Below are 23,952 nucleotides of genomic sequence, written 5' to 3'. Positions count from 1 at the left end.
CGCCAGCGCCATCCGCCAGTGCCACCCTGCGGCAATCTGCCCTGCGGCAATCCGCCGGCTGACCGGGCGGGGCCGGCCCGCTATCTGTCCAGGCAGACCCTGAACGCCCCCGACCGCGCCGGACAGCCTGCCATGACCGATTTCACCGCCGACGACATCGCCCCGCCCCCGGCCATCCCACCGGCAGGGCCACGGCGCTTCGCCCGCTTCGAGCGCGAGACGCCGGCAGCCGCCGCCTCGCTGCTGGCCCTGAACGTGCTGATGGTGCTGGCTTTGCTGGCGATCCTGTGGACGCCGGCGGTGATCTTCTGGACGGCGCTGGCGCTGGCGCCGCTGAGCCTGGTGGCGATCATCGCCATTACCCGCGGCTGGTGGATGTAGCCACGCGGTCAGAACCGCGGCGTCACTCCCACTTGCGGAAGACGTCGACGAACTTGTCCTCGCCGCAGGCGATGAAATAGCCGCGCAGGGCGCAGTTCTCGGTCTCGCCGAGCCGGCGGCGCACTGCCTGCAGGGCCGGCAGCATTTCCTTGGCCAGCTGCTTGTCCTTGAAGCGCATCACCTCGCCCTCGGTGCGGGCGCCGTCATAGATCACGCCGAGGCTTTCCTCGGAGAGGATTTCCGGCCGCTTTTTCAGATAGGTGTTCAGGCTTTTCAGGCTGCCGGTATTGCGGATGAAGTTCTGGAAGCTGCTGAGGCCGGTATGGCGCTGGTCGGGCGCGGTCTTCTTCTCTTCGCAGGCTGCCAGCGGCAGCAGCATGGCCAGTACAGCAACCGCCGCGATTCTGGCGGCAAAACGCGTCGTCATCTTCCCCTCCGACCCAGATCCGGCATCCCTGCCGGGCTTCCCGGCATCGTTTGTACGCCGTTAAAGCCAGTCTGCCTAAAGAAAGCTATAGGGATCGATGTCGATGGCGCGTTTTACACCTGACGGTAGTTTTGTTCTGGAAATCCATTCGCGCAGCACGGCGGGAACATCGACATCCCGCGCCGCCTTCAGCAGCAGGCGTTCGCGGAAGCGGCCGCGCAGGTAATGCAGCGGCGCCGGCGCCGGCCCCAGCACCTGCAGGGTCCGGCCATCGCCCGGCGGCGCGGTGCGCGCCAGCAGCCGGGCGGCGGCCTGCACCGCCGCCTGGTCGGCGCCGCTGACGATGATCGCCGCCAGCCGGCCGAAGGGCGGCATCTGCGCGCGCTGGCGCTCGGCCATCTCGGCGGCGATGAAGCCGGCGCCATCATGGCGGCTGAGCGCGGCGATCACCGGATGTTCGGGCAGGAAGCTCTGCAGCAGCACGCGGCCGGGATGTTCGGCACGGCCGGCGCGGCCGGCCACCTGGGTCAGCAGCTGGTGGGTGCGCTCGGCGGCGCGCGGATCGCCGCCGGCCAGACCCAGATCGGCGTCGATCACGCCGACCAGGGTCAGCAGCGGAAAGTGATGGCCCTTGGCCACGATCTGGGTGCCGACCAGGATGTCGATCCCACCGGTCTCCATGCGCTCCAGCATCGCGGCGATCTGCTGCGGCGTATTCGCCGTATCCGACGCCATCACGGCCAGCCGGGCCTCGGGGAACAGGGCGGCGGCTTCTTCGGCCAGCCGCTCGACGCCGGGGCCGCAGGCCTTGAAATGGTCTTCGGCGCCGCAGGCCGGGCAGGCCTCGGGCAGGCGCTGCTGGTGGCCGCAATGATGGCATTGCAGGCGGCCATGGCGGCGATGCTCGACCAGCCAGGCCGAGCAGTTCGGGCATTCGAGGCGATGGCCGCAGGCACCGCACAGGGTCAGCGGCGCATATCCGCGGCGGTTCAGGAACAGCATCGCCTGCTCGCCGGCCGCCAGGTTGCGTTCCAGCTCGGCCACCAGCGCCGCCGACAGGAAACGCTGCGCCGGCAGTTTTTCCTTCCGCATGTCGATCACGGCCACGTCCGGCAGCCGCGCCTCGCCATGGCGCTGCGGCAGCACCGCATGGGCATAGCGCCGGCGGGCCACGTTGTGCAGGCTTTCCAGCGACGGCGTCGCCGAGGCCAGCACCACGGCGATACCCTCCAGCTTGCCGCGCACCACCGCCATGTCGCGGGCATTGTAGATCACGCCCTCCTCCTGCTTGTAGGAGGCGTCGTGCTCCTCGTCGACGATGACGAGGCCAAGATCGGCATAGGGCAGGAACAGGGCCGAGCGGGCGCCGATCACCACCCGCGCCTCGCCGCGGCTGATGGCGCGCAGCGTCGCGGCGCGGCGGCCCTCGGCCATCTCGGAATGCCAGGCCCAGGCCGGGGCACCGAAGCGCTGTTCGAAACGGTCGAGCGACTGCTGGGTCAGCGCGATCTCGGGTAGCAGCACCAGCACCTGCCGGCCCAGCTTCAGCGCCTCGGCCACCGCCTCGTAATAGACCTCGGTCTTGCCGGCGCCGGTGACACCCTCCAGCAGGGTGACCGAGAAATCGCGGGCGGCGACGGCGGCGCGCAGCCCGGCTGCCGCCTCGGCCTGCGTCGCATTCAGCGCCCGGCCCGGCTGCTGCCAGTCGGGCGGCGGCGGCGCGCGGAAGGCCGGCACGCTGTCGGCATGCAGGGCGCCGAGTTCGACCAGCTTGCGCACCACGGCGGGCGAGACCGCCGCGGCCGCGGCCAGTTCGGCAGCGCTCAGGCCCGGCTGCTCGCGCGCCACCTGCAGCACGCGGTCGCGCTGCGGGCTGGCGCGCATCTCGACGGCGGCCCCGGGCGACAGCACCTGGCGCTGCGGCGGCGGCTCAACCAGGGCGCGCGGCTCGGGCAGGCACATCTTCAGCACGGCGCCGGTGGGATTGAGCGTATAGGCCGCCACCCAGTCGACCAGCCGCCGCAGCGCCGCCGGCAGCGGCGGCGCGTCGCAGCGGCGCAGCACCGATTTCGCCGTCTTGCCCGGCGGCAGCGGATCGGCCGCGCCGTCCCAGACGGCACCCAGCAGCACGCGGCTGCCGAACGGCACCTCGACGATGTCGCCGGGTGCCGGTGCGGCGCCGCCGGGCCGGTAGCTGAACGGTTCGGCCAGCGGCAGCGGCAGCAGCACGCGGATCAGGCCGGTATCGTCGGAGGCGGCAGTCAAGGGGTCCGTCTTGGTGGCAGGGGCTCGGGGGATCGGATAATGTTAACCAAGTGCATATAGCATCGCGACCGATTCGGGCAGGCCTGTCTGCGCCCACGGAGCTTAACCCTATGAAATTTTTCGTCGATACCGCCGACATTGCCGAGATCACCGAGCTGGCCGAGACCGGCCTGCTGGATGGCGTGACCACCAATCCCTCGCTGGTCGCCAAAACCGGCAAGGATTTCGTCACCACGGTGAAGGAGATCTGCCGCATCGTGAAGGGCCCGGTCTCCGCCGAGGTCACCGCCACCGATCATGCCGGCATGCTCGCCGAAGGCCGCAAGCTGGCCGGCATCGCCACCAATGTCGCCGTGAAGGTCCCGCTGACCATGGACGGGCTGAAGACCTGCAAGGCGCTCAGCGACGACGGCATCATGGTCAATGTCACGCTGTGCTTCTCGCCCGCCCAGGCGATCCTCGCCGCCAAGGCCGGCGCCGCCTTCGTCTCGCCCTTCGTCGGCCGGCTGGACGATATCGGCCAGGACGGCATGGGCCTGATCGCCGACATCGTGCAGATCTACAACAATTACTCGGATTTCCAGACCGAGGTGCTGGTTGCCAGCATCCGCCACCCGATGCATGTGGTGGAAGCCGGCAAGCTCGGCGCCGATGTCTGCACCGTGCCGCCCGCCGTGCTGAAGGCGCTGGTGAAGCATCCGCTGACCGACAAGGGGCTGGATGCCTTCCTGGCCGACTGGAAGAAGACCGGCCAGTCGATCCTCGGGGGCACCTGAGCCATGGCAGACCGCAATGCACCCGCCCGTCCCGATCCCGCCACCGTCCCCGCGCTGGACGAGGCGGATGTGGTGGCGTGGCTGATGCAGCATCCCGACCTTCTGGTGCGCCACCCGGAACTCTGCGAGGCCCTGCTGCCGCCGGCGCAGCCACGCAGCGGCGACAACGTGGTCGACCTGCAGCGCTTCATGGTGCAGCGCCTGCAGGGCGAACTGGCGCGCGCCTCCAATGTCGGCAACGAGCTGCTGGATGCCAGCCGGCAGAATCTCTCGGCCACCCAGCGGGTGCATGCCGCCGTTCTCATGCTGCTGGAAGCCGGCAGCTTCGAGCACATGATCCACATGGCGACCCAGGACTGGACCGACCTGCTGGAAGTCGACGTGATCAGCCTCTGCGTCGAGGGCGATCCCGAGCGCATGAAGGAGATCGCCACCGGCGGTGTCGTCATCCTGCCGGCCGGCGCCATCGACAGCCTGCTCGGCGCCATGCCGGCGCTGGCCCGCGACCATGTCGAGGCCGCCGAATGGCTGTATGGCCCCGCCTCCGGCCTGGTGCGGTCGGATGCGCTGGCCCGGCTCGATTTCGGCCCCACCGCGCCGCAGGCGATGCTGGCGCTGGGCTCGCGCGAGGCCGACAAGTTCCAGCCCAGCCAGGGCACCGAGCTGCTGCAGTTCCTGGCCGGCGTGCTCGGCCGTTCGGTGCGCGCATGGCTCGACCTGCCGCAGCCCTGAGGAACACTGCCCTGAAAAAGGACGAGGGGCAGGATCGCCTGCCCTTTTTCCTCGCCGCTGGCGATGTGAAGGCGGCGGCCGAGGCCTGGTATCTCTGGCTGGCCAAGGAGAAGCGCTTCGCCGCGCATACGCTGCGCGCCTACGGGCAGGATCTGGCTGGTTTCCTCGCCTTCCTGAACAGCCACCTGGGCGACGCCGCCACGCTGGACGACCTGCGCGGCCTGCGACAGAGCGATTTCCGTGCGTATCTCAGCAACCGCCGCAATGACGGCCTCGCCGCCACCTCGCTGGCGCGCAATCTCAGCGCCGTGCGCAGCTTTTTCCGCCGCCTGCAGCGCGACGGGCTGGTCGACAATGCTGCCGCCGGCCTGATCCGTACGCCGAAGCGGCCGCATTCCGTGCCCAAGCCGCTGAGCATCCCCGCCGCCCGGCAGATGATCGAGACGGTGGACGAGGCCGATGCCGCACCATGGCTGCAGGCGCGCGATGCCGCCATCCTCACGCTGCTGTGGGGCGCCGGCCTGCGCCTGGGCGAGGCGCTCGGCCTGGATGGCGACCAGATACCGAAAGGCGACAGCCTCACCGTCACCGGCAAGGGCAGAAAGCAGCGCATCGTACCGGTCCTGCCCGTGGTCCGCGAGGCGATTGCCACCTATGTGAAGCTCTGCCCCTGGCCGATTGCCGCCGGCACGCCGCTGTTCTACGGCGCCCGCGGCAAGCGGCTCGATCCCGCCATCGTGCAGAAGGCGATGCGCAGCGCCCGCCGGGCGCTCGGCCTGCCCGAGACGGCGACACCCCATGCGCTGCGGCACAGCTTCGCCACCCATCTGCTGGCCACCGGCGGCGACCTGCGCACCATCCAGGAACTGCTCGGCCATGCCTCGCTGGCCACCACCCAGCGCTATACCGAGGTGGATGCCGAGGCCCTGCTCAGGGTTTACGACAGCGCCCATCCGCGGGCACGGGCCTGACGCGCGGCGCCGCGCCCAACCTTTGCCTCAATTATCCGCGAGCCTTGCGGCTTTCCGGGGTGAGACCATGACAGGCAGGCAACGGGTTTTCCGGTTTTCGGCACTCTTGCTGGCGGCGCTGGTGCTGCTGCCGCTGCTGGCCAGCGGCGTCTCGGTTGCCACCCAGGAACAGAAGCACTGGTCGGCAACCCGCTGGGACAGCACCGGCCTCGCCCCTGCGCCGGATGCCGAGCCCGCGGCGGTGGTGCAGGTCTATGCCGCCCGGCTGTGGGGCTGGCGCGGCGCATTTGCGGTCCATACCTGGATTGTCACGAAGGCGGCCGGCGCCGATCACTACACGCGCTACGAGGTGGTGCGCTGGAGCAGCCCGGTCCTGCGCATCAGCCGACGCACCCCGGATGGCCACTGGGCCGGCAATCCGCCCGAACTGCTGCGCGACCTGCGCGGGCCGCAGGCCGCCGCGCTGATCCCGCAGATCGCCGCGCTGGCCGAAACCTATCCCGAGCGCGGCGGTTACACGATCTGGCCAGGGCCCAATTCCAACAGCTTCACGGCGCACATCGCCCGCGAACTGCCGGAGCTGGGCCTGCAGCTGCCGCCAACCGCCATCGGCAAGGACTGGATCGGCCGCGACCGCCTGCTGGCCCCGGCCCCCAGCGGCACCGGCTGGCAGGTCTCGCTGTTCGGTCTCGCCGGCGTGACCGCCGCGGCCCGCGAGGGCCTGGAACTGAACCTGCTGGGCCTGACCATTGGCCTCGATATCCTGCAGCCGGCCCTGAAATTGCCCGGTCTGGGGCGGATCGGCAGACCGGCCGCCGTACGTGAAACCGCCGGTTGAGCTTCACGGTCGCGTTATCTCTGCCTCGCTTTCATACACCTGAGTGTTACACTGCAGCCCGGATGGACATGCTAGCCATGCAGCAGGCCCTGCTGCTGTCTTGCGGCACCGGGCCTACCATGACGTCACAGCCATCAGGAGCTTTCTGTATGAACCGCAACACCGCTTATCTCGCCGCCTCCGCCGTCGCCGCCGCCCTAGCGCTCGGCAGCCTGCCCGACAGCGCCAAGGCCCAGGCCAAGACCGAGAAATGCTACGGCGTGGTCAAGGCCGGCAAGAATGACTGCCAGACTGCGACCTCGTCCTGCGCCGGCACCTCGAAGAAGGATGCCCAGGCCGATGCCTGGATCGCCGTGCCGGCCGGCACCTGCGTGAAGCTGGTCGGCGGCAGCCTCGAGCCGAAGAAGGGCTGAACGGCGGATGGCGGCGCAGGCATGACCGACCAGATTCCGATCCGCGCCCGCGAGCCGGCGGGACAGCCCGCACCGGATCGTGCGGGGATCGGTCTGCGTGCGCCGCATCACCGCAGCCTGCTGGAAACCCGGCCGCCGGTCGGCTGGCTGGAAATCCATGCCGAGAACTACATGGGCGGCGGCGCGGCGCGGCGCTGCCTCGAACAGGCCGCCGCCCTGTGGCCGGTCTCGGTGCATGGTGTCGGCCTCGGGCTGGGCGGCAGCGAGCCGCCCGACCCGGCGCATCTCGACAGGCTGGCCCGGCTGACCGGCTGGCTGCAGCCGGCCCTGGTTTCCGAGCATCTGGCCTGGACCGGGGTCGACGGCCGTTACTACAACGACCTGCTGCCGCTGCCCTACACCGCCGACAGCCTCGCGCAGGTCTGCCGCAACGTCGAGATCGTGCAGGACCGCCTGCAGCGGCCGATCCTGATCGAGAACCCCGCCACCTATCTGCGGTTCCGCGAAAGCCAGATCGCCGAGGCCGATTTCCTCGCCCGGCTGGCCGCGCACACCGGCTGCGGCATCCTCTGCGATGTCAACAATGTCTATGTCTCCAGCGTCAACCATGTCGGGCTGGAGGCGGCGCCGGCCGTGGCCGCCGCCTATCTCGACAGCCTGCCGGCCGGGCTGGTGCGCGAGATCCATCTTGCCGGCCATGCCGAGAACGACGCCGATGGCCGGCTGATCCTGATCGACGACCATGGCGGCCTGGTCGCCGAGCCGGTCTGGCAGCTCTATGCGGTGGCGGTGCGCCGCTTTCCCGCTGCCGTCACCCTGCTGGAATGGGACAGCAACGTCCCGCCGCTCGATCATCTGGTGGCCGAGGCCGCCCAGGCCGACCGCCGCCGCGCCGCCGCACTGGCCGGGCATGATGCGCCGCCGGGCCCGGACGGCAGCCCGGACAAGACCCCGGATAAGACCAATGAACGCGCTGCTTGACCGCCAGCGCGAATTCGCCGCAGCACTGACCGGCTCGCTGTACACCATCGCCGAGCGGGTGATCGGCGATGCGATCCCGGCCGAGGGACGCGTGCAGGTCTATGCCAACCATTTCCGCGTCAGCCTGCTGGAAACGCTGGCCGCCACCTTCCCGGTGACCCGCGCGCTGGTCGGCGAGGCCTTTTTCGCCCAGACGGCGCGCGCCTTCCTGATCTTCGAGCCGCCGCGCAGCCCGGTGCTGGCGCAGTATGGCGGCGGCTTCCCGACCTTCCTGGCCGCCCTGCCCGATCTCGGCGGCCATAATTACCTGCCCGATGTCGCGGCTTTCGAATGGGCGCTGAATGTCGCCTGGCATGCCGAGGATGCCGTGCTGCTGCGCCCAGAAGACCTCGCCGACCCGGACACCGTCGGCCAGGCCGCATTCCGGCTGCATCCCGCCGCCCAGCGGCTGTCGACGCCGTTTCCGATCACCAAGATCTGGCAGGTGCACCAGCCGGATGCCGAACCGGTCGACCATATCGTGCTGGCCGATGGCGGCGAACGGCTGCTGATCTGGCGGCAGGATACCGAGGTCTGCTGGCGGCAGCTGACCACCGGCGAGGACCAGTTCCTCGCCCATCTGGTGGCCGGCGATCCGCTCGGCGATGCCGCGATGCGCGCGACCGAGGCCGAAACCGGCTTCGATTTCGCCGACAGCTTCACCTGGATGCTGGATGGCGGCATCTTCGTGCAGCCGGACGCCCCCTGACAATATCGATCCGAAAATACCGACCGGGAGGATTTCCATGAGCAGGCAGGGCAGCATTGCAACGGCGTGGGCCGGACTGACCGGCACGCTGGAATTGTTTCCGATGGCCGTAATTCAGCTGATGCTGCGGATCGGCGTCGCCATGGTGTTCTGGAAATCCGGCCTGACCAAGGTGGTGACCACCGAATCCGGCAGCTGGCCGCTGCTGCCGCCGGAACTGGGCAGCAGCACGGTGATGCTGTTCGAACTCGAATACCAGGTGCCGCTGCTGCCGCCGGAACTGGCCGCCTGGCTCGCCACCGCCGCCGAGCTGACCATGCCGGTGCTGCTGGTGCTGGGCCTGGGCAGCCGTTTCGCCGCGGCCGCATTGCTGGGCATGACCGCGGTGATCCAGGTTTTCGTCTATCCCGGCAACTGGCCCGAGCACCTGTTCTGGGCCGGCGCGCTGGCCCTGATCCTCACCCGCGGCGCCGGTGCCATTTCGCTGGATGCCCTGATCGCCGGCCGGCGCTGAGCCGGCTGCTCAGTCGAGCCAGGCATAGGCAGCAGCCAGGATCGTTTCCACACCGGTCTTCAGGGTCGGGTGCAGCACCGGCGCGAAGAAGGGCGAATGGTTGACCGGGATCGGCTCGCCGCCGGCCATCCCGGCGGCGAATTTCTCCGGATCGGTACCGCCGACCCACCAGAAGACCGACGGCACGTTCCAGGCCGTACCGAACAGGCCGAAATCCTCGCTGCCCGACAGCGGCTCCATCTCGGTCAGGCGCGCCTCGCCGAAATAGCTGCCCATCGCCGCCATGGTCTTCGCCATCGCCGCCTCGTCGTTGACGGTCAGCGGGAATTTGCTGATCTCGCGGATCTCCGGCATCTTCGGCGCGCCTGACGCGGTCGCCTCGGCCTCGATGATGCGCTTGACCGACGCCAGCACGCGGCTGCGCACGGTATCCTTGAAGGTGCGGATGTTCAGCCGCAGCAGGGCCTCGTCGGGGATCACGTTCTCGTTGAATCCCGACTGCAGCGTGCCGACGGTGACCACCGCATTGTCGGCCATCGCCACCTCGCGCGAGACCACGGTCTGCAGGCGCATCACCGTGGCGGATGCCATCACCACCGGGTCGACGCTGTTCTGCGGCATCGAGCCATGGGCGCCGCGGCCGACCATCTTCACTTCCCAGCTGTCGGCGGCCGACATGGCAACGCCGGGGCGGTAGCCGATCTGGCCGGCCGGCAGCGGGATCAGGTGCTGGCCCAGGCAGACATCGGGTTTCGGGAATTTCTTCACCATGCCGTCACCGAGCATGGCGGCGGCACCGGCGCCGATCTCTTCCGCCGGCTGGAACACTGCCATCACCGTACCGCGCCACTGCTTGCGCGATTCCGCCAGCAGCCGCGCCGCCGCCATCAGCCAGGTGACATGCATGTCATGGGCACAGGCATGCATGATCGACACCGCCTGGCCGAAACGGTCGGTGCCGGTGGCCTGGCTGGCATAATCCAGTCCGGTCTTCTCCTTCACCGGCAGGCCGTCCATATCGGCGCGCAGCAGGATGCAGGGGCCCTCGCCGTTCTTCAGCAGGCCGACCACGCCGGTCTTGCCGATATTGCGGTGCACCTCGTAGCCGTATTTCTCCAGCCAGTCGGCGGCGATGCCCGCCGTGCGCACCTCCTGCATCGACAGCTCCGGATTGCGGTGCAGGTCGAGATAGATCGCCTCCAGTTCGGGCAGCAGCGCCTCGATCTGGCCGAACACCGCCGCCTTGCCGGACATCTTGTTGCTCTGCACGTTCATGGGGCGGTCCTTTCGTCGGAAGATGGCGTGTGTCTGTCTCAGTTCAGCACGGGCAGCGCCGCCAGCCGGCCGCCGCGCAGCCGCGGCAGGCCCGGCCGAGCCAGCAGGAATTCGTCGCAGGCATCGTCGATCTCGTCGAGCAGAGCCAGAATCTCCTGCCCGATGCGCAGGGCATCCTGCGCCGGCAGGGCATCCGGATGCTCGACCAGGGTCAGCAGCCGCAGCACATGCCGCTGTGCCGCCCGCTGTTCGGGCGACAGGGCACTCTGGCTGTCATCGGTATCGCACCAGCGGCACATGCGGCGTGGCTCTCCGTTGCGGTCCGGTGATTTGAGTATATCGCCTGCCGGCGGTCAATCCCGCCAGCGCGGACCAATGCGGCCGATGGCCGGCAAAGGTCCGCCGCTCAGCCCCGCCGGGCGCCGCGGCCGGCCCACAGCAGCGCCACCGGACCGAGCAATGCACCCAGTCCCATCACGGCGAGGCCGAGCCCCCAGGTGACGACCCCCTGTCCGCTGGCGGCATGCTCGACGCCATCGAGGGCGAGGCCGACGCAGAGCGGCCCCAGCACCGAGATGCCGAAGCCGAAAGCGGAATGCAGCGCCATGGTCGAACCGCGATGCTCCGGCTCGGCCGCCGCCAGCATGCCGGCGGTCAGCGCGCCGGAATCGCCACCGATGAACACGTAGTAGATCGCGCAATAGGCCAGCACCAGCCACAGCGGCAGGGCCGCGGTGAAGCCCATCGCCAGGCCCATCAGGCCGGAAATCCCCATGATCAGCATCAGCGCCCGGCGGCGGCCGATCTTCAGCGCCAGTTCGTTGCCGAGCAGGCTGGCCGGCAGGCCGATCAGGGTGATGATGGCGGCCAGCACGGTCGGGCTGGGCAGAGCGGCGGCCGCAGCCGCGTCCCGCGCCAGCACGAAGACGAGAAACGCGGTCAGCCAGGCGCGCATCGCGGTCAGTTCGAAGCCATGCGCCGCATAGCCGATGATGTAGCCCATGGCGTCGCGGTTGCGCAGCACCGGCCGCAGCGCGAAGAGCGGCCGGCCGGCCGCATGCTGCGGCGGCTGCGGTGCCAGCAGCAGCCAGGCGCCGATCGCGGACACCAGGCAGGCGGCACCGATCGCCGCGAAGCTGAACCGCCAGCCCCAGCTTTCCGCCAGCAGGCCGGTGACGGTGAAGCTGAGCGAGATGGCGATGGAATAGCTGGCGGTATAGAAGGTGACCGCACGGCTCTGCTCGCCGCCTTTCAGCCGGTCGGTCAGCGCACGCAGGCCGGGCATGTAGACGGCCGCCTGCCCGGCACCGCCGATGGCGCGCAGCAGGAAACCGGACCAGAAGCCGTCCGCGAAGGCCGCGAAGGCCAGCGTGCTGAGGCCGGTGACGGTGCAGCCGATCACGAAAACCAGCCGCGCATCATAGCGGTCGGTGAGCGTCACCGCCGGCGTGACCAGCAGCATGTAGCCGAGATAATAAACGCCGGCGATCCAGCCGGCCTCGGTGTTGGTCAGGTCCCAGGCGGCGATGAAATCGGGCAGCAGCGCCGGAAAGCTGGCAATCGGCAGGATCGCCAGCACCTCGAGGGCCGACAGCAGCAGGATCAGTTGGCGGGAGGACATGCAGTGATTCGGGGGTGGGCGGCGGGCGGGGAAGTGTTATCCTTTGCCGGCAGTATCCACCCTTCTCGCCGAAACCGCCAGCCGGACGGCCCAGCCGCGCCGGACAGAAAAACAAGGATCCTTCCATGCTGCGACCCAATCGCCGTTCCTTCCTGCTCGGTTCCGCCTCGGCCGGTCTCGGCGCGCTGGCCGTCGGCCCGCTGGCCGGCTGCGCCACCCCGCAGGACCTGAGCCAGGTGCCGCCGGTGGTGTTCGTGCATGGCAACGGCGATACCGCCGCCCTCTGGCACACCACCTTCTGGCGCTGGGAAACCAACGGCTTCCACCGCAACCACCTGTTCGCCGTCGACTTCCCCTATCCGCTGGCGCGCAGCGCCGATGCCGCCCCGCAGCGCCTGCGCTCGTCGACCACCGAACAGCGCGAACAGCTGGCGGAGATCGTCGACGAGGTGATGCGCCGCACCGGCGCGGCGAAAGTGGCGCTGGTCGGCTCGTCACGCGGCGGCAACGCGATCCGCAGCTATATCCGCCTCGGCGGCGGCGCCGGCAAGGTCAGCCATGCCGTGCTCTGCGGCACGCCCAATCACGGCGTGATCGCCTCCGACAAGTTCCTGGTCGGCAGCGAGTTCAACGGTGCCTCGGCCTTCCTCAAAAGCATGAACGAACCGGCCGAGATCACGCCCGGCCCCGCCTGGATGACCACGCTGAGCGACAGCGCCGACAAATATGCCCAGCCGGATGGCCGCTATCTCGGCATGCCCGGCACGCCGACCGGGGTCGGCTATGACGGCCCGGCGCTGAAGGGCGCCCGCAATGTGATCCTGCCCGGGCTGGACCACCGCGAGGTGGCTTTCGCCCCAGAGGCCTTCGCCGCGATCTGGCAGTTCATCACCGGCGCCATGCCGGCCCAGGCCGGCATCGTCACCGAAGCCTCGCTGGTGCTGAACGGCAAGGTCAACGACATGCCCGGCGGCGTGCCGACCAACCTGCCGGTGGCCGGGGCGGTGGTCGAGGTCTGGGAGACCGATCCCAGTTCCGGCGCCCGGCGCCGTATGGTGCATCGCCGGGAGACCGGCACCGACGGCTACTGGGGCCCCTTCACCGGCAGCACAAAGGCGGCCTATGAGTTCGTGGTCACCACGCCCGGCGCCCCGGTCACCCATATCTACCGCTCGCCCTTCCCGCGCTCCTCGGCAATCATCCACCTGCGCGCCGGCAAGCTGTCGGATGAAGACCGCAAGGCCGGCAGCGTGGTGATCCTCGACCGGCCGCGCGGCTATTTCGACGGCGACCGCGATACCGTGCTGATGGACGGCCAGAGGGCACCGGGCATCCCGGCCGGCGTGCCGACCGTGTCGACCGCCACCCTGCGCCTGCCGCCCGGGCCGGCACGGGCGGTGACCACGCAGTTCAATGCCGAGCAGATCGCCGTGCAGACCTGGCCGGCCGCCGAGGGCCATGTCAGCATCGCGGAGCTGCATTACTGATGGCCGGTGGGCAGCTGCAGCTCGATGCAGCCGTCTTGCTGCGGCCGGCGGTGCCGGCGGATTTCGGGTTCGCCTGGTCCGTCTATGCCGACGGTCTGCGCCCCCATCTCTCGGCCTGGCGCTGCTGGGAGGATGCCGACCAGCAGCGCCGCTTCGCCCGCATCTACGATCCCGTGCACAGTGCCATCGTGCTGTGCGCGGGCGAGGCTGCCGGCTTCCTGACCATCACCGGCCACGAGAGCACCATCCTGCTGCAGCAGTTCTTCCTTGCCGCGGGCTTTCGCGGCCGCGGACTGGGCAGCCACCTGCTCGGCCGGCTCTGCGCGGAATGGAATGACATGGACCGGCCGGTCAGCCTGGCGGTGCTGCAGAACAATCCGGCCCAGAACCTGTATCGCCGGCACGGCTTCGCAACCTACTGGCAGAATGACGACCGCTTCTTCATGCTGCGGCCGCCGCCGGCACGCTAGCCTCCTAGCGCCGGATCAGCAGCAGCCCGCCGCCGACGATCAGCGCCGTGCCGGTCCAGGCCGCCAGCCCGGGCACGGTGCCGAACATGACCCAGCCGATCAGGGCGGAAAACGCCACCGAACTGTAGGTGAAGGGCGCCAGCCAGGCCGCATCCGCCAGCCGGTAGGCGCGCACGTTGCACATCTGGCCGAAAATCGCCATCGGCCCGATCAGGCACAGCGCGGCCAGTGTCAGCGGTTCGACCGGCTGCCACAGCACCAGCATCGCGGCCCCCAGCAGCAGCGCGGCCAGGCCGTTCACATGCAGCAGCATCGACAGCATGCTTTCACGCCTTGAGAGCACCTTGATCAGGATCACCTCGCAGGCGGTGAGGAAAGCACCGACCAGCATGGCGAGCGGCGCCCAGCCGCTGACCGGCAGGGCCGCGTCGACGGCGGCCGTTGCCGCATCCGCATTGCCGCGCACGATCACCAGCGCGCCGAGCACACAGAGCAGCGCAGCCAGTCCCTGGGCCAGCACGATCCGCTCGCGCAGCAGCAGCACCGCCAGCCCCATGGTGAACACCCCCTGCAGCAGCGCCAGCGCCGCGGCATCGGCCAGCGGCATATGGGTCGCACCCCAGATCGAGCAGGCGCCGCCGCCGACGCCGCAGAGCGCCCGCAGCAGATGCAGATGCCGCCGCCCGCCGGCCAGCAGCTGCCGCAGCGGCTGGCGCCGGGCCATGGCGAGGCCGCCGACGGTGACGAAGCCGCTCAGGTAACGGATGAAGACGATCTGGATCGCCGGCACCAGGCCGCCGGTCAGCTTGCCGGAGGCATAGAGCAGGGCGAAGGCCATGGCGGCGCCCAGCACCCAGAGCGCTGCGACCGCTTTCGCCTCGGGGCGCGGGATCATCGCCGCGCCGCGAAAGAAAAGGGCGGCCGCAAGGCCGCCCTTCTGCCGCAGCCGCAGCCGCGATCAGATGTTGATGGTATGGCCATCGACGCCGAGCGCCGCTTCCTTCACCGCCTCGGTCAGCGCCGGATGGGCATGGACCGTGCGGTAGATGTCCTCGGCCGAGGCGCCGAACTCGATCGCCATCACCAGCTCCTGGATCAGGTGGCCGGCATCGGCGCCGATGATATGGGCACCGACCACCTTCCTGGTCTTTTCATCTTCGAGGATCTTCACGAAGCCGTCGGTCATGGTCATGGCGCGGGCGCGGGCATTGGCGGTGAAGGGGAACTTGCCCGCCTTGTAGGCGATGCCCGCCGCCTTCAGCTCCTCTTCGGTCTTGCCGACGCTGGCCACTTCCGGCCAGGTGTAGACCACGCCCGGAATGGCGTCGTAGTTGATATGGGGCTTCTGGCCGGCCAGCATCTCGGCCAGCACCACGCCCTCTTCCTCGGCCTTGTGCGCCAGCATGGCGCCCTGGATGGCATCGCCGATGGCATAGACGCCCTTGGCCGTGGTCTGGAAATGGCCGTCGGTCTTGACGCGGCCGCGCTCGTCGAGCTGCACGCCCGCCGCTTCGAGACCGAGGCCGGCGGTATAGGGCCGGCGGCCGATCGATACCAGCACGATATCCGCCTTGACGTCCTCGGCCGCGCCACCGGCAGCCGGCTCCATGGTCAGCGTCACGCCACCCTTGGCGGTCTTGGCCGCGGTGACCTTGGTGCCCAGCCTGAACTTCATCCCCTGCTTGGCGAGGATGCGCTGCATCTGCTTGGAGACCTCGCCGTCATTGGTCGGCAGGATGCGGTCGAGGAATTCCACCACCGTGACCTCGGCACCGAGCCGCATCCAGACCGAGCCGAGTTCTAGGCCGATCACGCCGCCGCCGATCACCACCATGGTCTTCGGCACCTTGTCGAGCTTCAGCGCGCCGGTCGAGGAGACCACCTGCTTCTCGTCGATCTCGATGCCCTTCAGCGGGGTGACCTCGGAACCGGTGGCGATCACGATATGCTTGGCCGAATAGGTGCCCTTGCCCTCACCGGCCACTTCCACCTTGCCGCCGCCCAGCAGCTTGCCGGTGCCCTTCAGCCAGGTGACCTTGTTCTTCTTGAACAGGAATTCGATGCCCTTGTTCGACGAGGTCACCACGCTCTGCTTCTGCGCCATCATCGCCGGCAGGTCGATGTCGAGCTTGCCGACCTTGATGCCGTGCTGGGTGAAGCCGTGCGCCGCCTCGTGATACAGCTCGGACGAATGCAGCAGCGCCTTGGACGGGATGCAGCCGACATTGGTGCAGGTGCCGCCGAGGCCCGGATCCTTCTCGATGCAGGCCACGGTCATGCCCAGCTGGGCACAGCGGATCGCCATGGTATAGCCGCCGGGACCGGCGCCGATGATGATGACGTCGAAAGCCTGTTCGCTCATAATCCTTACCTCCGGAAAACCGTAACCGTCACAATACCACCGGGAACAGCGGCGCGAAGATACCGCCGCCGGCCGAGGTCATTTTCAGCACCGACTGGCTGCCCTGCAGGATGCCGCTGCCGAGCAGCTCGCCGAGCAGGGCGGTGTAGACCGCCGAATGCTTCACGCCATCCACCGCCGCCTGGTCGCGCCAGCAGGTGATGGTGCGCCATTCATGGTCGTCATGGACGAAGAAACAGGCCAGGCAGCCGTCGTGATCGCGGAAGAACGGCTGCAGGCGCTGCGTGCAGAAGGCGGCCAGATCGTCCAGCCGGGCGGGGACGTATCCCGAACTCCAGACCCGGACGATCATCGCCGCCGCCTTCCGGCCTTACATCTCGAACAGCAGGCGCTGCGGATCCTCGATGCATTCCTTCACGCGCACCAGGAAGCTGACCGCCTCGCGGCCGTCGACGATGCGGTGATCGTAGGTCAGCGCGATATACATCATCGGCCGGATCACCACCTGGCCATTGATGGCCATCGGGCGTTCCTGGATCTTGTGCATGCCGAGGATGGCCGATTGCGGCGGGTTGATGATCGGCGTCGACATCAGCGAGCCGAACACGCCGCCATTGGTGATGCTGAAGCTGCCGCCCTGCAGCTCGTCGATGCCGAGCTTGCCGTCGCGGGCACGCTTGCCGAGATCGGAGATGGTCTTCTCGATGCCGGCGAAGGACAGCTGGTCGGCATCGCGGATCACCGGCACGACCAGGCCGGTCGGCGTGGAGACGGCGCAGCCGATGTTGAAATAGTTCTTGAAGACGATCTCATCGCCCTCGATCTCGGCATTCACCGCCGGGAATTCGCGCAGGGCCTGCACGCAGGCCTTCACGAAGAAGGACATGAAGCCGAGGCGCACGCCGTGCTTCTTCTCGAACTGGTCGACATACTGCTTGCGCGCGGCCATCAGTGCCGACATGTCCACCTCGTTGAAGGTGGTCAGCAGGGCGGCGGTGTTCTGGGCTTCCTTGAGGCGGCGGGCGATCACCTGGCGCAGCTTGGACATGCGCTGGCGTTCCTCGCGGTCGCCCTGGGCGCGCGGGCCGGCCGGCGCGGCCGGCTTTGCCGCCGGGGCGGGGCCGCCGCTGGCGAGCAGATCGAGCACATCGCCCTTGGTGACGCGGCCATCCCGGCCCGAACCGGCGATGCCGGAGACATCGACGCCCTTCTCGGCCGCAAGCTTGGCGGCGGCCGGCAGGGCCTGGCCGGCGGCAGGCGCCGCAGCCGGGGCCTTCGGCGCGGGCGCCGGGGCGGCGGCAGGCGCCGCAGCCTTCGCGGCGGGCTTGGCGGCCGGGGCACCGGCGCCGGCAGCCAGAGTGCCGAGCAGGTCGCCGACCTGCACGGTGGCGCCTTCGGCGGCGAGAATCTCGCTGAGCGTGCCGGCTTCCGGCGCGTTGACCTCGACGGTCACCTTGTCGGTCTCCAGCTCGACCAGCAGCTGGTCGCGGGCCACCGTGTCGCCGGCCTTCACGGCCCAGCTGCCGACGGTCGCCTCGGAGATCGATTCCGCCAGCTGCGGCACACGAATTTCAACTGCCATGATCTTACGTCCTTATCCTCTTAGACTGCCCCTCGCTTCCCCGGCGGCAGCACCGCCCGGGTAACGTCCCGGCGGCTCAGCGCCGCCCAGGCAACGCCCGGCGGCGCACGCCGCCGGGAAATCCTTCCACGGCCTTATGCCGTCAGCGCATCGTCGACCAGCTTCGCCTGCTGCTGGTTATGCTTGCTCATCAGGCCGGTAGCCGGCGAGGCCGCCTCGACGCGGCCGGCATAGACCGGACGCGCCGGCTTCAGGGCCGATTCACCCAGCACCTGCTCGATGAAGGGCTCGACGAAGCTCCAGGCACCCATGTTGCGCGGCTCTTCCTGGCACCAGACCACCGTCTTGGCATTCTTGTAGCGGTTCAGCTCGGCCATCAGCGCCTTGTGCGGGAACGGATACAGCTGCTCGAGACGCAGGATGACGGTATCCTTCATCTCGCGCTTGTTGCGCTCCTCGAACAGGTCGTAATAGACCTTGCCGCTGCACAGGATGACGCGCTTGATCTTGGCGTCGTCGGCCGGCTGGGCATCGTCCCACAGCACGCGGTGGAAGGACGAGCCGGGGCCCATCTCGACCAGCTTGGAAACCGCCAGCTTGTGACGCAGCAGCGATTTCGGCGTCATCAGGATCAGCGGCTTGCGGAACTTGCGGTGCATCTGCCGGCGCAGGATGTGGAAGTAGTTGGCCGGCGTGGTGCAGTTCGCCACCTGCATGTTGTCTTCGGCGCAGAGCTGCAGATAGCGTTCGAGGCGGGCCGAGCTGTGCTCGGGGCCCTGGCCCTCGTAACCATGCGGCAGCAGCACGGTCAGACCCGACATGCGCATCCACTTGGCCTCGCCCGACGAGATGAACTGGTCGAACACCACCTGGGCGCCGTTGGCGAAATCGCCGAACTGGCCTTCCCACATCACCAGCGTGTTCGGCTCGGCCAGGCTGTAGCCGTATTCGTAGCCCAGCACCGCGGCTTCCGACAGCAGGCTGTCGATCACCTCGTAATGAGCCGCCTTCTCGTCGATGTGGTTCAGCGGAACATAGCGTTCCTCGGTCTGCTGGTCATGCCAGACCGAATGCCGCTGGCTGAAGGTGCCGCGACCGCAATCCTGGCCCGACAGGCGCACGCCGATGCCTTCCAGCTGCAGCGTGCCGAAGGCCAGCGCCTCGGCGGTCGCCCAGTCGATGCCCTCACCGGCCTCGATCATGCTGCGGCGGTTGCCGACATTGCGCGCCAAGGTCTTGTGGATGTTGAAGCCCTCGGGGACCGTGGTGATCGCGGTACCGACCTTCTTCAGGGTCTCGATCTCCACCGCAGTGGTGCCGCGGCGGTCGTCGCCCGAGGCGATCTCGAGGCCGCTCCACTTGCCCTCCAGCCAGTCGGCCTTGTTCGGCTTGAACGACTTGGACGCCTCCAGCTCGCCTTCGAGGCGGTTCTGGAATTCGGTGACCATGCCCTCCGCCTCGTCCTCGCTCAGCACCTTCTCGTCGACCAGGCGCTTGGCATAGATCTGCCGGGTGGTCGGATGCGTCGCGATCGTGCGGTACATGATCGGCTGGGTGAAGGACGGATCGTCGGTCTCGTTATGGCCGTGCCGGCGATAGCAGAACAGGTCGATGACCACGTCCTTCTTGAACTTCTGGCGGAACTCGGTGGCGATCTTCGCCACATGGGTCACCGCCTCCGGATCGTCGCCATTCACGTGGAAGATCGGCGCCTGCACCACCTTGGCCGGATCGGAAGGATACGGCGAGGAGCGCGAGTAGGACGGATTGGTCGTGAAACCGATCTGGTTGTTGACGATGATGTGGATGGTGCCGCCGGTGCGATAGCCGCGCAGCTCGGACAGCGCGAAGCATTCCGCCACCACGCCCTGACCGGCAAAAGCGGCATCGCCATGCAGCAGCACGGTCATCACCTGGCCGCGCTCGGCATCGCCGAACTGGGTCTGCTTGGCCCGCGACTTGCCGAGGCAGACCGGATTGACGATCTCCAGATGCGACGGGTTGGCCGCCAGCGACAGATGCACCTTGTTGCCGTCGAACTCGCGGTCCGACGAGACGCCGAGATGGTATTTCACGTCGCCCGAACCCTGGAAGTCATCCGGGTGATAGGCCATGCCCTTGAATTCGGAGAAGATCGCCCGGTACGGCTTGGCCATCACGTTGGCCAGCAGGTTGAGGCGGCCGCGATGCGGCATGCCCAGCTCGATATCCTTCAGGCCGAGCTGGCCGCCGCGCTTGATGATGGCTTCCATCGCCGGGATCAGGGCTTCGCCGCCCTCAAGGCCGAAGCGCTTGGTGCCGGTGAACTTCATGTGGCAGAAGCGCTCGAAAATCTCGCCTTCCACCAGCTTGTTCAGGATCGCCTTCTTGCCTTCGTTGGTGAAGGAGACTTCCTTGTCGCGGCCCTCGATGCGCTCCTGGATCCAGGCCTTCTGCTCCGGATGATAGATGTGCATGAACTCGACGCCGATGGTCGAGCAGTAGGTGCGGCGCAGGATCTGCAGGATCTCGCGCAGGGTCGCGGTCTCGAGGCCCAGCATGTTGTCGATGAAGATCGGCCGGTCCATGTCGGCTTCGGCAAAGCCGTAGGAGGCCGGCTCCAGCTCGGGATGCTCGCCCGGCGCCTGGATGCCCAGCGGATCCAGGTTGGCCATCAGATGGCCGCGGATGCGGTAATTGCGGATCAGCATGGCGGCGCGGATGGTGTCCAGCGCCGCGGCGCGGGCATCGGCGGCGGAGGCGCCGCCCTTGGCGGCCCGGTCGGCCGCCTTGGCGGCCTTGCCGGACGGCCCGAGCAGGCCCTCCTCGTCCATCGGCACCAGGGCCGAGGCCGGCGCCCAGCTGGGGCGGCTCAGCGCCTGCCGGGGCTGGCTGAAATCGTCGCCCAGCGCCTCGAAGAACTGGCGCCAGGAAGCGTCTACGCTGTCTGGATTGGCAACGTACTTGGCATACAGCTCCTCGACGAAGGTGCTGTTGCCACCGTAGAGGAACTGCGTGCGTTCAAGCTGCGCCGTCATCTATGTCGTGGCGCCGCTTGTTGGCCGGCGCCGCCCTCTTTCTGCTTTCGGTTACTTCCCGTTCAACAGATCGACCAGGGTGGTGCCGAGAGCCGCGGGACTCTCGGAAACTCGGATGCCGGCCGATCGCATGGCATCGAGCTTGGTATTGGCGTCGCCCTTGCCGCCCGAAATGATGGCGCCAGCATGACCCATGCGGCGGCCCGGAGGGGCGGTACGGCCGGCGATGAAGCCGACGGTCGGCTTCTTCACCTTGGACTTCTTCAGGAACTCGGCGGCGTCTTCCTCGGCCGAACCGCCGATCTCGCCGATCATGATGATGCTCTCGGTTTCCGGATCGCCGAGGAACAGGTCCAGCGCATCGATGAAATTGGTGCCGTTGACCGGATCGCCGCCGATGCCGATGCAGGTGGTCTGGCCGAGGCCGGCCGCCGTGGTCTGCGCCACCGCCTCGTAGGTCAGGGTGCCCGACCGCGACACGATGCCGACCTTGCCGCGGCGATGGATGTGGCCCGGCATGATGCCGATCTTGCATTCGCCCGGGGTGATCACGCCGGGGCAGTTCGGACCGATCAGGCGGGTCTTCGAGCCCGACAGCGCCCGCTTGACCTTGACCATGTCGATCACCGGGATGCCCTCGGTGATGCAGACCACCAGCGGGATCTCGGCCTCGATGGCCTCCATGATCGAGTCGGCCGCGAACGGCGGCGGGACGTAGATCACCGAGGCATTGGCGCCGGTCCTGGCGACGGCATCGGCGACGGTGTTGAACACCGGCAGGCCGATATGGGTGGTGCCGCCCTTGCCCGGGGTGACGCCGCCGACCATCTTGGTGCCGTAGGCGATCGCCTGCTCGCTGTGGAAGGTGCCCTGGCTGCCGGTGATGCCCTGGCAGATGACCTTGGTATCCTTGTTGACCAGAACAGCCATCTTACTTGGCTCCCTTCACGGCCTTGACCACCTTCTCGGCGGCATCGGCGAGATTGTCGGCGGAGACGATCGGCAGGCCGCTCTCGGCCATGATCTTCTTGCCCAGATCAACATTAGTGCCCTCGAGGCGGACGACCAGAGGCACCGCCAGCTTCACCTCGCGGGCGGCCGCGATCACGCCCTCGGCGATGATGTCGCAGCGCATGATGCCGCCGAAGATGTTGACCAGGATGCCCTTCACGTTGGGATCCTTGAGGATGATCTTGAACGCGGCGGTGACGCGCTCCTTGGTGGCACCGCCGCCGACATCGAGGAAGTTGGCCGGCTCGGAGCCGTACAGCTTGATGATGTCCATGGTGGCCATGGCCAGGCCGGCGCCGTTGACCATGCAGCCGATCTCGCCGTCCAGCTTGACGTAATTCAGCTCGTATTTGGCGGCTTCCAGCTCGGAGGGGTCTTCCTCGTCCGGATCGCGCATGTCGGCCACGTCCTTGTGGCGGAACAGCGCGTTGTCGTCGAAGTTCATCTTGGCGTCCAGCGCGATCATCTCGCCGGCGCCGGTGACCACCAGCGGGTTGATCTCGACGATGCTGGCATCCAGCCCGGTGAAGGCGTCGTACATGGCCAGCATGAACCTGGTCGCCGACTGCACCTGCTTGCCCTCGAGGCCGAGGCCGAAGGCGATGGTGCGCGCATGGTGCGGCTGCATGCCGGTGGCCGGGTCGATGGCGACCTTGAGTATCTTCTCCGGATGCTTGGCGGCGACTTCCTCGATCTCCATGCCGCCCTCGGTGGAGGCCATCACGGTGATGCGCGAGGTGGCGCGGTCGACCAGCAGCGAGAGATACAGCTCGCGCTTGATGTCGCAGCCTTCCTCGACATAGAGGCGCTTGACCGTCTTGCCCTCGGGGCCGGTCTGGTGGGTGATCAGGGTCATGCCCAGCATGTTGCGGGCATTGGTGGAAACATCGTCGAGCGACTTGACCACCTTGACGCCGCCGGCCTTGCCGCGGCCGCCGGCATGGATCTGGGCCTTGACCACCCAGACCGGACCGCCGAGCTGGCGGGCCACGGTGACGGCCTCGTCAGGAGAGAAGGCCACGCCGCCGCGGGGGACCGCGACGCCATATTTCGCAAGCAGGCTTTTCGCCTGATATTCATGGATGTTCATGCTGACCTACGGATGGTGGGGCCGGCCCGCTTGGACAAGCGATGGGGCCCCGGCTGCAGACATGGATCGGCGTTTCGGGGCGAGGTTATAGCAGCCTCCGGAAGGCCTGCAACCTTTGCCGGCAGGGATTTAGGCGGCATTTCGACAAAAGTTCATGACCGGACGGGTTACGTTTTGGTAATCCCGGCATCCTGTGTGGATTGGGCTGAAAATATGGTAAACGGCCGGCCGGCGTCAGCGCCGGTGCTGCAGGACCCGCTCGGCCCCGGTCTTGCCGTCGCCATAGGTGAACAGGCGGTGCGACAGGTCGGGATTGAAGTCGATCCGGTTCAGGGTGATGGCGGTCACCTTGCCCTGGGCGTCGGTCACGGTCCAGCCGGCGAATTCCAGCGGCTTGTCGCCGAAGACCAGGGTCAGCGACCCCTCCTTCGGGCGATCCGGCGCAAACAGCGTGACCCGCAGGATGGCGGCGCCGCGCTCGACCTTCGAAATGCCGACGCTGTCATCGAAGGTCACCTTGTCGCGGACCAGCAGGTCGAGCGGCGTGGCGCCCAGCGGGATGCGCTCGACCGATTTCAGCTCGCGGTCTTCCATGATGATATAGGCGCCGTCGGAGACGATCAGCATCGGCACCGGCGGATCGAACTCGAAACGGAAGCGGCCGGGCCGCTGCATGTAGATGTCGCCCTCGGCCGCATTGCCCTCGGGACCGACCTGCAGGAAACGGCCCTTCATGGTCCGCACGCGGTTGAAATATTCGGCAATGCGCTGCAGGTCGCTGTGATCCTGGGCCGTCAGCTTCGCCCCGGCCGGCGCGGCCGCGTAGGCGACCGGCAGGGTCAGACCGGCGGCGGCGGCGGTGACGGCCATGGCCAGCAGGAAACGGCGGCGGCTGGCGCCGGGCGGTGACGGGCGGTCTCGGGAAACGGCGGTCATGGCGACAGGCGTAGCCCCGGGTGATGGCGAAATCAAGGCGGGCCGGCTACGCTCG

General features: G+C 68.2%; 24 protein-coding genes. 11 read left to right on the top strand and 13 right to left on the bottom strand.

The window, feature by feature from the left end; all coding sequences use genetic code 11:
* Positions 1-132 precede the first annotated feature (132 nt).
* Positions 133-381, top strand: coding sequence for a hypothetical protein (locus tag ACEQZY_RS20400; protein ID WP_370156783.1), 249 nt, complete (start codon positions 133-135; stop codon positions 379-381).
* Between the two features lie 22 nt (positions 382-403).
* On the opposite strand, the gene ACEQZY_RS20395 is transcribed toward ACEQZY_RS20400, so the two are convergent.
* Together ACEQZY_RS20395 and ACEQZY_RS20390 are read right to left on the bottom strand one after the other, a co-directional pair.
* Complete coding sequence (locus ACEQZY_RS20395; RefSeq protein ID WP_341704946.1) at positions 404-808, bottom strand: hypothetical protein; 405 nt, start codon at positions 806-808, stop codon at positions 404-406.
* A gap of 75 nt (positions 809-883) precedes the next feature.
* On the bottom strand, positions 884-3,073 hold the full coding sequence (locus ACEQZY_RS20390; protein ID WP_370156781.1) for a primosomal protein N': 2,190 nt from the start codon (positions 3,071-3,073) through the stop codon (positions 884-886).
* 110 nt (positions 3,074-3,183) lie between these two features.
* Between ACEQZY_RS20390 and fsa the strand changes: the two genes are divergently transcribed.
* The 8 genes from fsa (at position 3,184) to ACEQZY_RS20350 (ending at position 9,046) form a co-directional block, all read left to right on the top strand.
* Positions 3,184-3,849 (top strand): fructose-6-phosphate aldolase, encoded by a 666-nt coding sequence (gene fsa, locus ACEQZY_RS20385; RefSeq protein ID WP_341704325.1) that lies wholly within the window; start codon positions 3,184-3,186, stop codon positions 3,847-3,849.
* Positions 3,850-3,852: 3 nt separating this feature from the next.
* A complete protein-coding gene (locus ACEQZY_RS20380) occupies positions 3,853-4,581 on the top strand; it encodes a DUF484 family protein (protein WP_341704324.1) in 729 nt (242 codons plus the stop codon).
* Positions 4,557-5,552: a tyrosine recombinase XerC gene (locus tag ACEQZY_RS20375; protein WP_370156778.1), complete on the top strand. Its 996-nt coding sequence runs from the start codon at positions 4,557-4,559 to the stop codon at positions 5,550-5,552. Before ACEQZY_RS20380 ends, ACEQZY_RS20375 begins: the two co-directional genes overlap by 25 nt.
* Positions 5,553-5,619: 67 nt before the next feature.
* Positions 5,620-6,390: a DUF3750 domain-containing protein gene (locus ACEQZY_RS20370; RefSeq protein ID WP_370156776.1), complete on the top strand. Its 771-nt coding sequence runs from the start codon at positions 5,620-5,622 to the stop codon at positions 6,388-6,390.
* Positions 6,391-6,539: 149 nt separating this feature from the next.
* Complete coding sequence (locus ACEQZY_RS20365; protein WP_341704321.1) at positions 6,540-6,803, top strand: DUF2282 domain-containing protein; 264 nt, start codon at positions 6,540-6,542, stop codon at positions 6,801-6,803.
* 21 nt (positions 6,804-6,824) lie between these two features.
* Positions 6,825-7,784 carry a DUF692 domain-containing protein gene (locus ACEQZY_RS20360; RefSeq protein ID WP_370156773.1) on the top strand — a complete coding sequence of 320 codons (960 nt, stop codon included), beginning with the start codon at positions 6,825-6,827 and terminating at the stop codon, positions 7,782-7,784.
* Positions 7,768-8,532, top strand: a complete 765-nt coding sequence (locus ACEQZY_RS20355) for a DUF2063 domain-containing protein (protein ID WP_370156771.1) — start codon at positions 7,768-7,770, stop codon at positions 8,530-8,532. Before ACEQZY_RS20360 ends, ACEQZY_RS20355 begins: the two co-directional genes overlap by 17 nt.
* A gap of 37 nt (positions 8,533-8,569) precedes the next feature.
* Positions 8,570-9,046, top strand: a complete 477-nt coding sequence (locus ACEQZY_RS20350; protein ID WP_370156769.1) for a DoxX family protein — start codon at positions 8,570-8,572, stop codon at positions 9,044-9,046.
* Between the two features lie 9 nt (positions 9,047-9,055).
* On the opposite strand, the gene ACEQZY_RS20345 is transcribed toward ACEQZY_RS20350, so the two are convergent.
* The 3 genes from ACEQZY_RS20345 to ACEQZY_RS20335 form a co-directional block, all read right to left on the bottom strand.
* On the bottom strand, positions 9,056-10,321 hold the full coding sequence (locus ACEQZY_RS20345) for an amidohydrolase (RefSeq protein ID WP_370156767.1): 1,266 nt from the start codon (positions 10,319-10,321) through the stop codon (positions 9,056-9,058).
* A gap of 38 nt (positions 10,322-10,359) precedes the next feature.
* Entirely contained in the window at positions 10,360-10,620 is a 261-nt protein-coding gene (locus ACEQZY_RS20340) for a hypothetical protein (RefSeq protein WP_341704316.1), read from the bottom strand.
* Positions 10,621-10,727: 107 nt separating this feature from the next.
* Positions 10,728-11,942 carry an MFS transporter gene (locus ACEQZY_RS20335; protein ID WP_370156765.1) on the bottom strand — a complete coding sequence of 405 codons (1,215 nt, stop codon included), beginning with the start codon at positions 11,940-11,942 and terminating at the stop codon, positions 10,728-10,730.
* Positions 11,943-12,067: 125 nt separating this feature from the next.
* On the opposite strand from ACEQZY_RS20335, the gene ACEQZY_RS20330 reads away from it, so the two are divergent.
* On the top strand, positions 12,068-13,429 hold the full coding sequence (locus ACEQZY_RS20330; RefSeq protein WP_370156763.1) for an alpha/beta fold hydrolase: 1,362 nt from the start codon (positions 12,068-12,070) through the stop codon (positions 13,427-13,429).
* Positions 13,429-13,899: an N-acetyltransferase family protein gene (locus tag ACEQZY_RS20325; RefSeq protein WP_370156761.1), complete on the top strand. Its 471-nt coding sequence runs from the start codon at positions 13,429-13,431 to the stop codon at positions 13,897-13,899. Before ACEQZY_RS20330 ends, ACEQZY_RS20325 begins: the two co-directional genes overlap by 1 nt.
* 4 nt (positions 13,900-13,903) lie before the next feature.
* Here ACEQZY_RS20325 and ACEQZY_RS20320 read toward each other — a convergent pair whose 3' ends face one another.
* From ACEQZY_RS20320 to ACEQZY_RS20285, 8 genes are all read right to left on the bottom strand, one after another.
* Complete coding sequence (locus ACEQZY_RS20320; protein ID WP_370156759.1) at positions 13,904-14,794, bottom strand: DMT family transporter; 891 nt, start codon at positions 14,792-14,794, stop codon at positions 13,904-13,906.
* Positions 14,795-14,857: 63 nt separating this feature from the next.
* Positions 14,858-16,261: a dihydrolipoyl dehydrogenase gene (gene lpdA, locus ACEQZY_RS20315; RefSeq protein WP_341704311.1), complete on the bottom strand. Its 1,404-nt coding sequence runs from the start codon at positions 16,259-16,261 to the stop codon at positions 14,858-14,860.
* Positions 16,262-16,289: 28 nt separating this feature from the next.
* Entirely contained in the window at positions 16,290-16,613 is a 324-nt protein-coding gene (locus ACEQZY_RS20310) for a hypothetical protein (RefSeq protein WP_370156757.1), read from the bottom strand.
* Positions 16,614-16,631: 18 nt separating this feature from the next.
* Complete coding sequence (gene odhB, locus ACEQZY_RS20305; RefSeq protein WP_370156755.1) at positions 16,632-17,843, bottom strand: 2-oxoglutarate dehydrogenase complex dihydrolipoyllysine-residue succinyltransferase; 1,212 nt, start codon at positions 17,841-17,843, stop codon at positions 16,632-16,634.
* Between the two features lie 134 nt (positions 17,844-17,977).
* A complete protein-coding gene (locus ACEQZY_RS20300) occupies positions 17,978-20,860 on the bottom strand; it encodes a 2-oxoglutarate dehydrogenase E1 component (RefSeq protein WP_370156753.1) in 2,883 nt (960 codons plus the stop codon).
* A gap of 51 nt (positions 20,861-20,911) precedes the next feature.
* Positions 20,912-21,790 carry a succinate--CoA ligase subunit alpha gene (gene sucD / locus ACEQZY_RS20295; protein ID WP_341705459.1) on the bottom strand — a complete coding sequence of 293 codons (879 nt, stop codon included), beginning with the start codon at positions 21,788-21,790 and terminating at the stop codon, positions 20,912-20,914.
* Between the two features lies 1 nt (position 21,791).
* The gene (sucC, locus tag ACEQZY_RS20290) at positions 21,792-22,961 is read right to left on the bottom strand and encodes an ADP-forming succinate--CoA ligase subunit beta (protein ID WP_341705460.1); all 1,170 of its coding nucleotides are present in this window, start codon (positions 22,959-22,961) and stop codon (positions 21,792-21,794) included.
* Between the two features lie 234 nt (positions 22,962-23,195).
* Complete coding sequence (locus tag ACEQZY_RS20285; RefSeq protein WP_370156750.1) at positions 23,196-23,897, bottom strand: outer membrane lipoprotein carrier protein LolA; 702 nt, start codon at positions 23,895-23,897, stop codon at positions 23,196-23,198.
* Positions 23,898-23,952: the final 55 nt, after the last annotated feature.

Origin of the sequence: Ferrovibrio sp., from assembly GCF_964218355.1 — a bacterium.
Classification (GTDB): domain Bacteria; phylum Pseudomonadota; class Alphaproteobacteria; order Ferrovibrionales; family Ferrovibrionaceae; genus Ferrovibrio.
The sequence above is the reverse complement of the archived record's forward strand: the minus strand, read 5'-3'. Positions and strand labels throughout refer to the sequence as shown.

Coding starts and splice junctions, on each gene's coding strand:
- ACEQZY_RS20400 (WP_370156783.1), top strand. CDS start 133: ATGACCGATTTCACCGCCGACGACATCGCCCCGCCCCCGGCCATCCCA.
- ACEQZY_RS20395 (WP_341704946.1), bottom strand. CDS start 808: ATGACGACGCGTTTTGCCGCCAGAATCGCGGCGGTTGCTGTACTGGCC.
- fsa (WP_341704325.1), top strand. CDS start 3,184: ATGAAATTTTTCGTCGATACCGCCGACATTGCCGAGATCACCGAGCTG.
- ACEQZY_RS20380 (WP_341704324.1), top strand. CDS start 3,853: ATGGCAGACCGCAATGCACCCGCCCGTCCCGATCCCGCCACCGTCCCC.
- ACEQZY_RS20375 (WP_370156778.1), top strand. CDS start 4,557: ATGGCTCGACCTGCCGCAGCCCTGAGGAACACTGCCCTGAAAAAGGAC.
- ACEQZY_RS20370 (WP_370156776.1), top strand. CDS start 5,620: ATGACAGGCAGGCAACGGGTTTTCCGGTTTTCGGCACTCTTGCTGGCG.
- ACEQZY_RS20365 (WP_341704321.1), top strand. CDS start 6,540: ATGAACCGCAACACCGCTTATCTCGCCGCCTCCGCCGTCGCCGCCGCC.
- ACEQZY_RS20360 (WP_370156773.1), top strand. CDS start 6,825: ATGACCGACCAGATTCCGATCCGCGCCCGCGAGCCGGCGGGACAGCCC.
- ACEQZY_RS20355 (WP_370156771.1), top strand. CDS start 7,768: ATGAACGCGCTGCTTGACCGCCAGCGCGAATTCGCCGCAGCACTGACC.
- ACEQZY_RS20350 (WP_370156769.1), top strand. CDS start 8,570: ATGAGCAGGCAGGGCAGCATTGCAACGGCGTGGGCCGGACTGACCGGC.
- ACEQZY_RS20345 (WP_370156767.1), bottom strand. CDS start 10,321: ATGAACGTGCAGAGCAACAAGATGTCCGGCAAGGCGGCGGTGTTCGGC.
- ACEQZY_RS20340 (WP_341704316.1), bottom strand. CDS start 10,620: ATGTGCCGCTGGTGCGATACCGATGACAGCCAGAGTGCCCTGTCGCCC.
- ACEQZY_RS20335 (WP_370156765.1), bottom strand. CDS start 11,942: ATGTCCTCCCGCCAACTGATCCTGCTGCTGTCGGCCCTCGAGGTGCTG.
- ACEQZY_RS20330 (WP_370156763.1), top strand. CDS start 12,068: ATGCTGCGACCCAATCGCCGTTCCTTCCTGCTCGGTTCCGCCTCGGCC.
- ACEQZY_RS20325 (WP_370156761.1), top strand. CDS start 13,429: ATGGCCGGTGGGCAGCTGCAGCTCGATGCAGCCGTCTTGCTGCGGCCG.
- ACEQZY_RS20320 (WP_370156759.1), bottom strand. CDS start 14,794: ATGATCCCGCGCCCCGAGGCGAAAGCGGTCGCAGCGCTCTGGGTGCTG.
- lpdA (WP_341704311.1), bottom strand. CDS start 16,261: ATGAGCGAACAGGCTTTCGACGTCATCATCATCGGCGCCGGTCCCGGC.
- ACEQZY_RS20310 (WP_370156757.1), bottom strand. CDS start 16,613: ATGATCGTCCGGGTCTGGAGTTCGGGATACGTCCCCGCCCGGCTGGAC.
- odhB (WP_370156755.1), bottom strand. CDS start 17,843: ATGGCAGTTGAAATTCGTGTGCCGCAGCTGGCGGAATCGATCTCCGAG.
- ACEQZY_RS20300 (WP_370156753.1), bottom strand. CDS start 20,860: ATGACGGCGCAGCTTGAACGCACGCAGTTCCTCTACGGTGGCAACAGC.
- sucD (WP_341705459.1), bottom strand. CDS start 21,790: ATGGCTGTTCTGGTCAACAAGGATACCAAGGTCATCTGCCAGGGCATC.
- sucC (WP_341705460.1), bottom strand. CDS start 22,961: ATGAACATCCATGAATATCAGGCGAAAAGCCTGCTTGCGAAATATGGC.
- ACEQZY_RS20285 (WP_370156750.1), bottom strand. CDS start 23,897: ATGACCGCCGTTTCCCGAGACCGCCCGTCACCGCCCGGCGCCAGCCGC.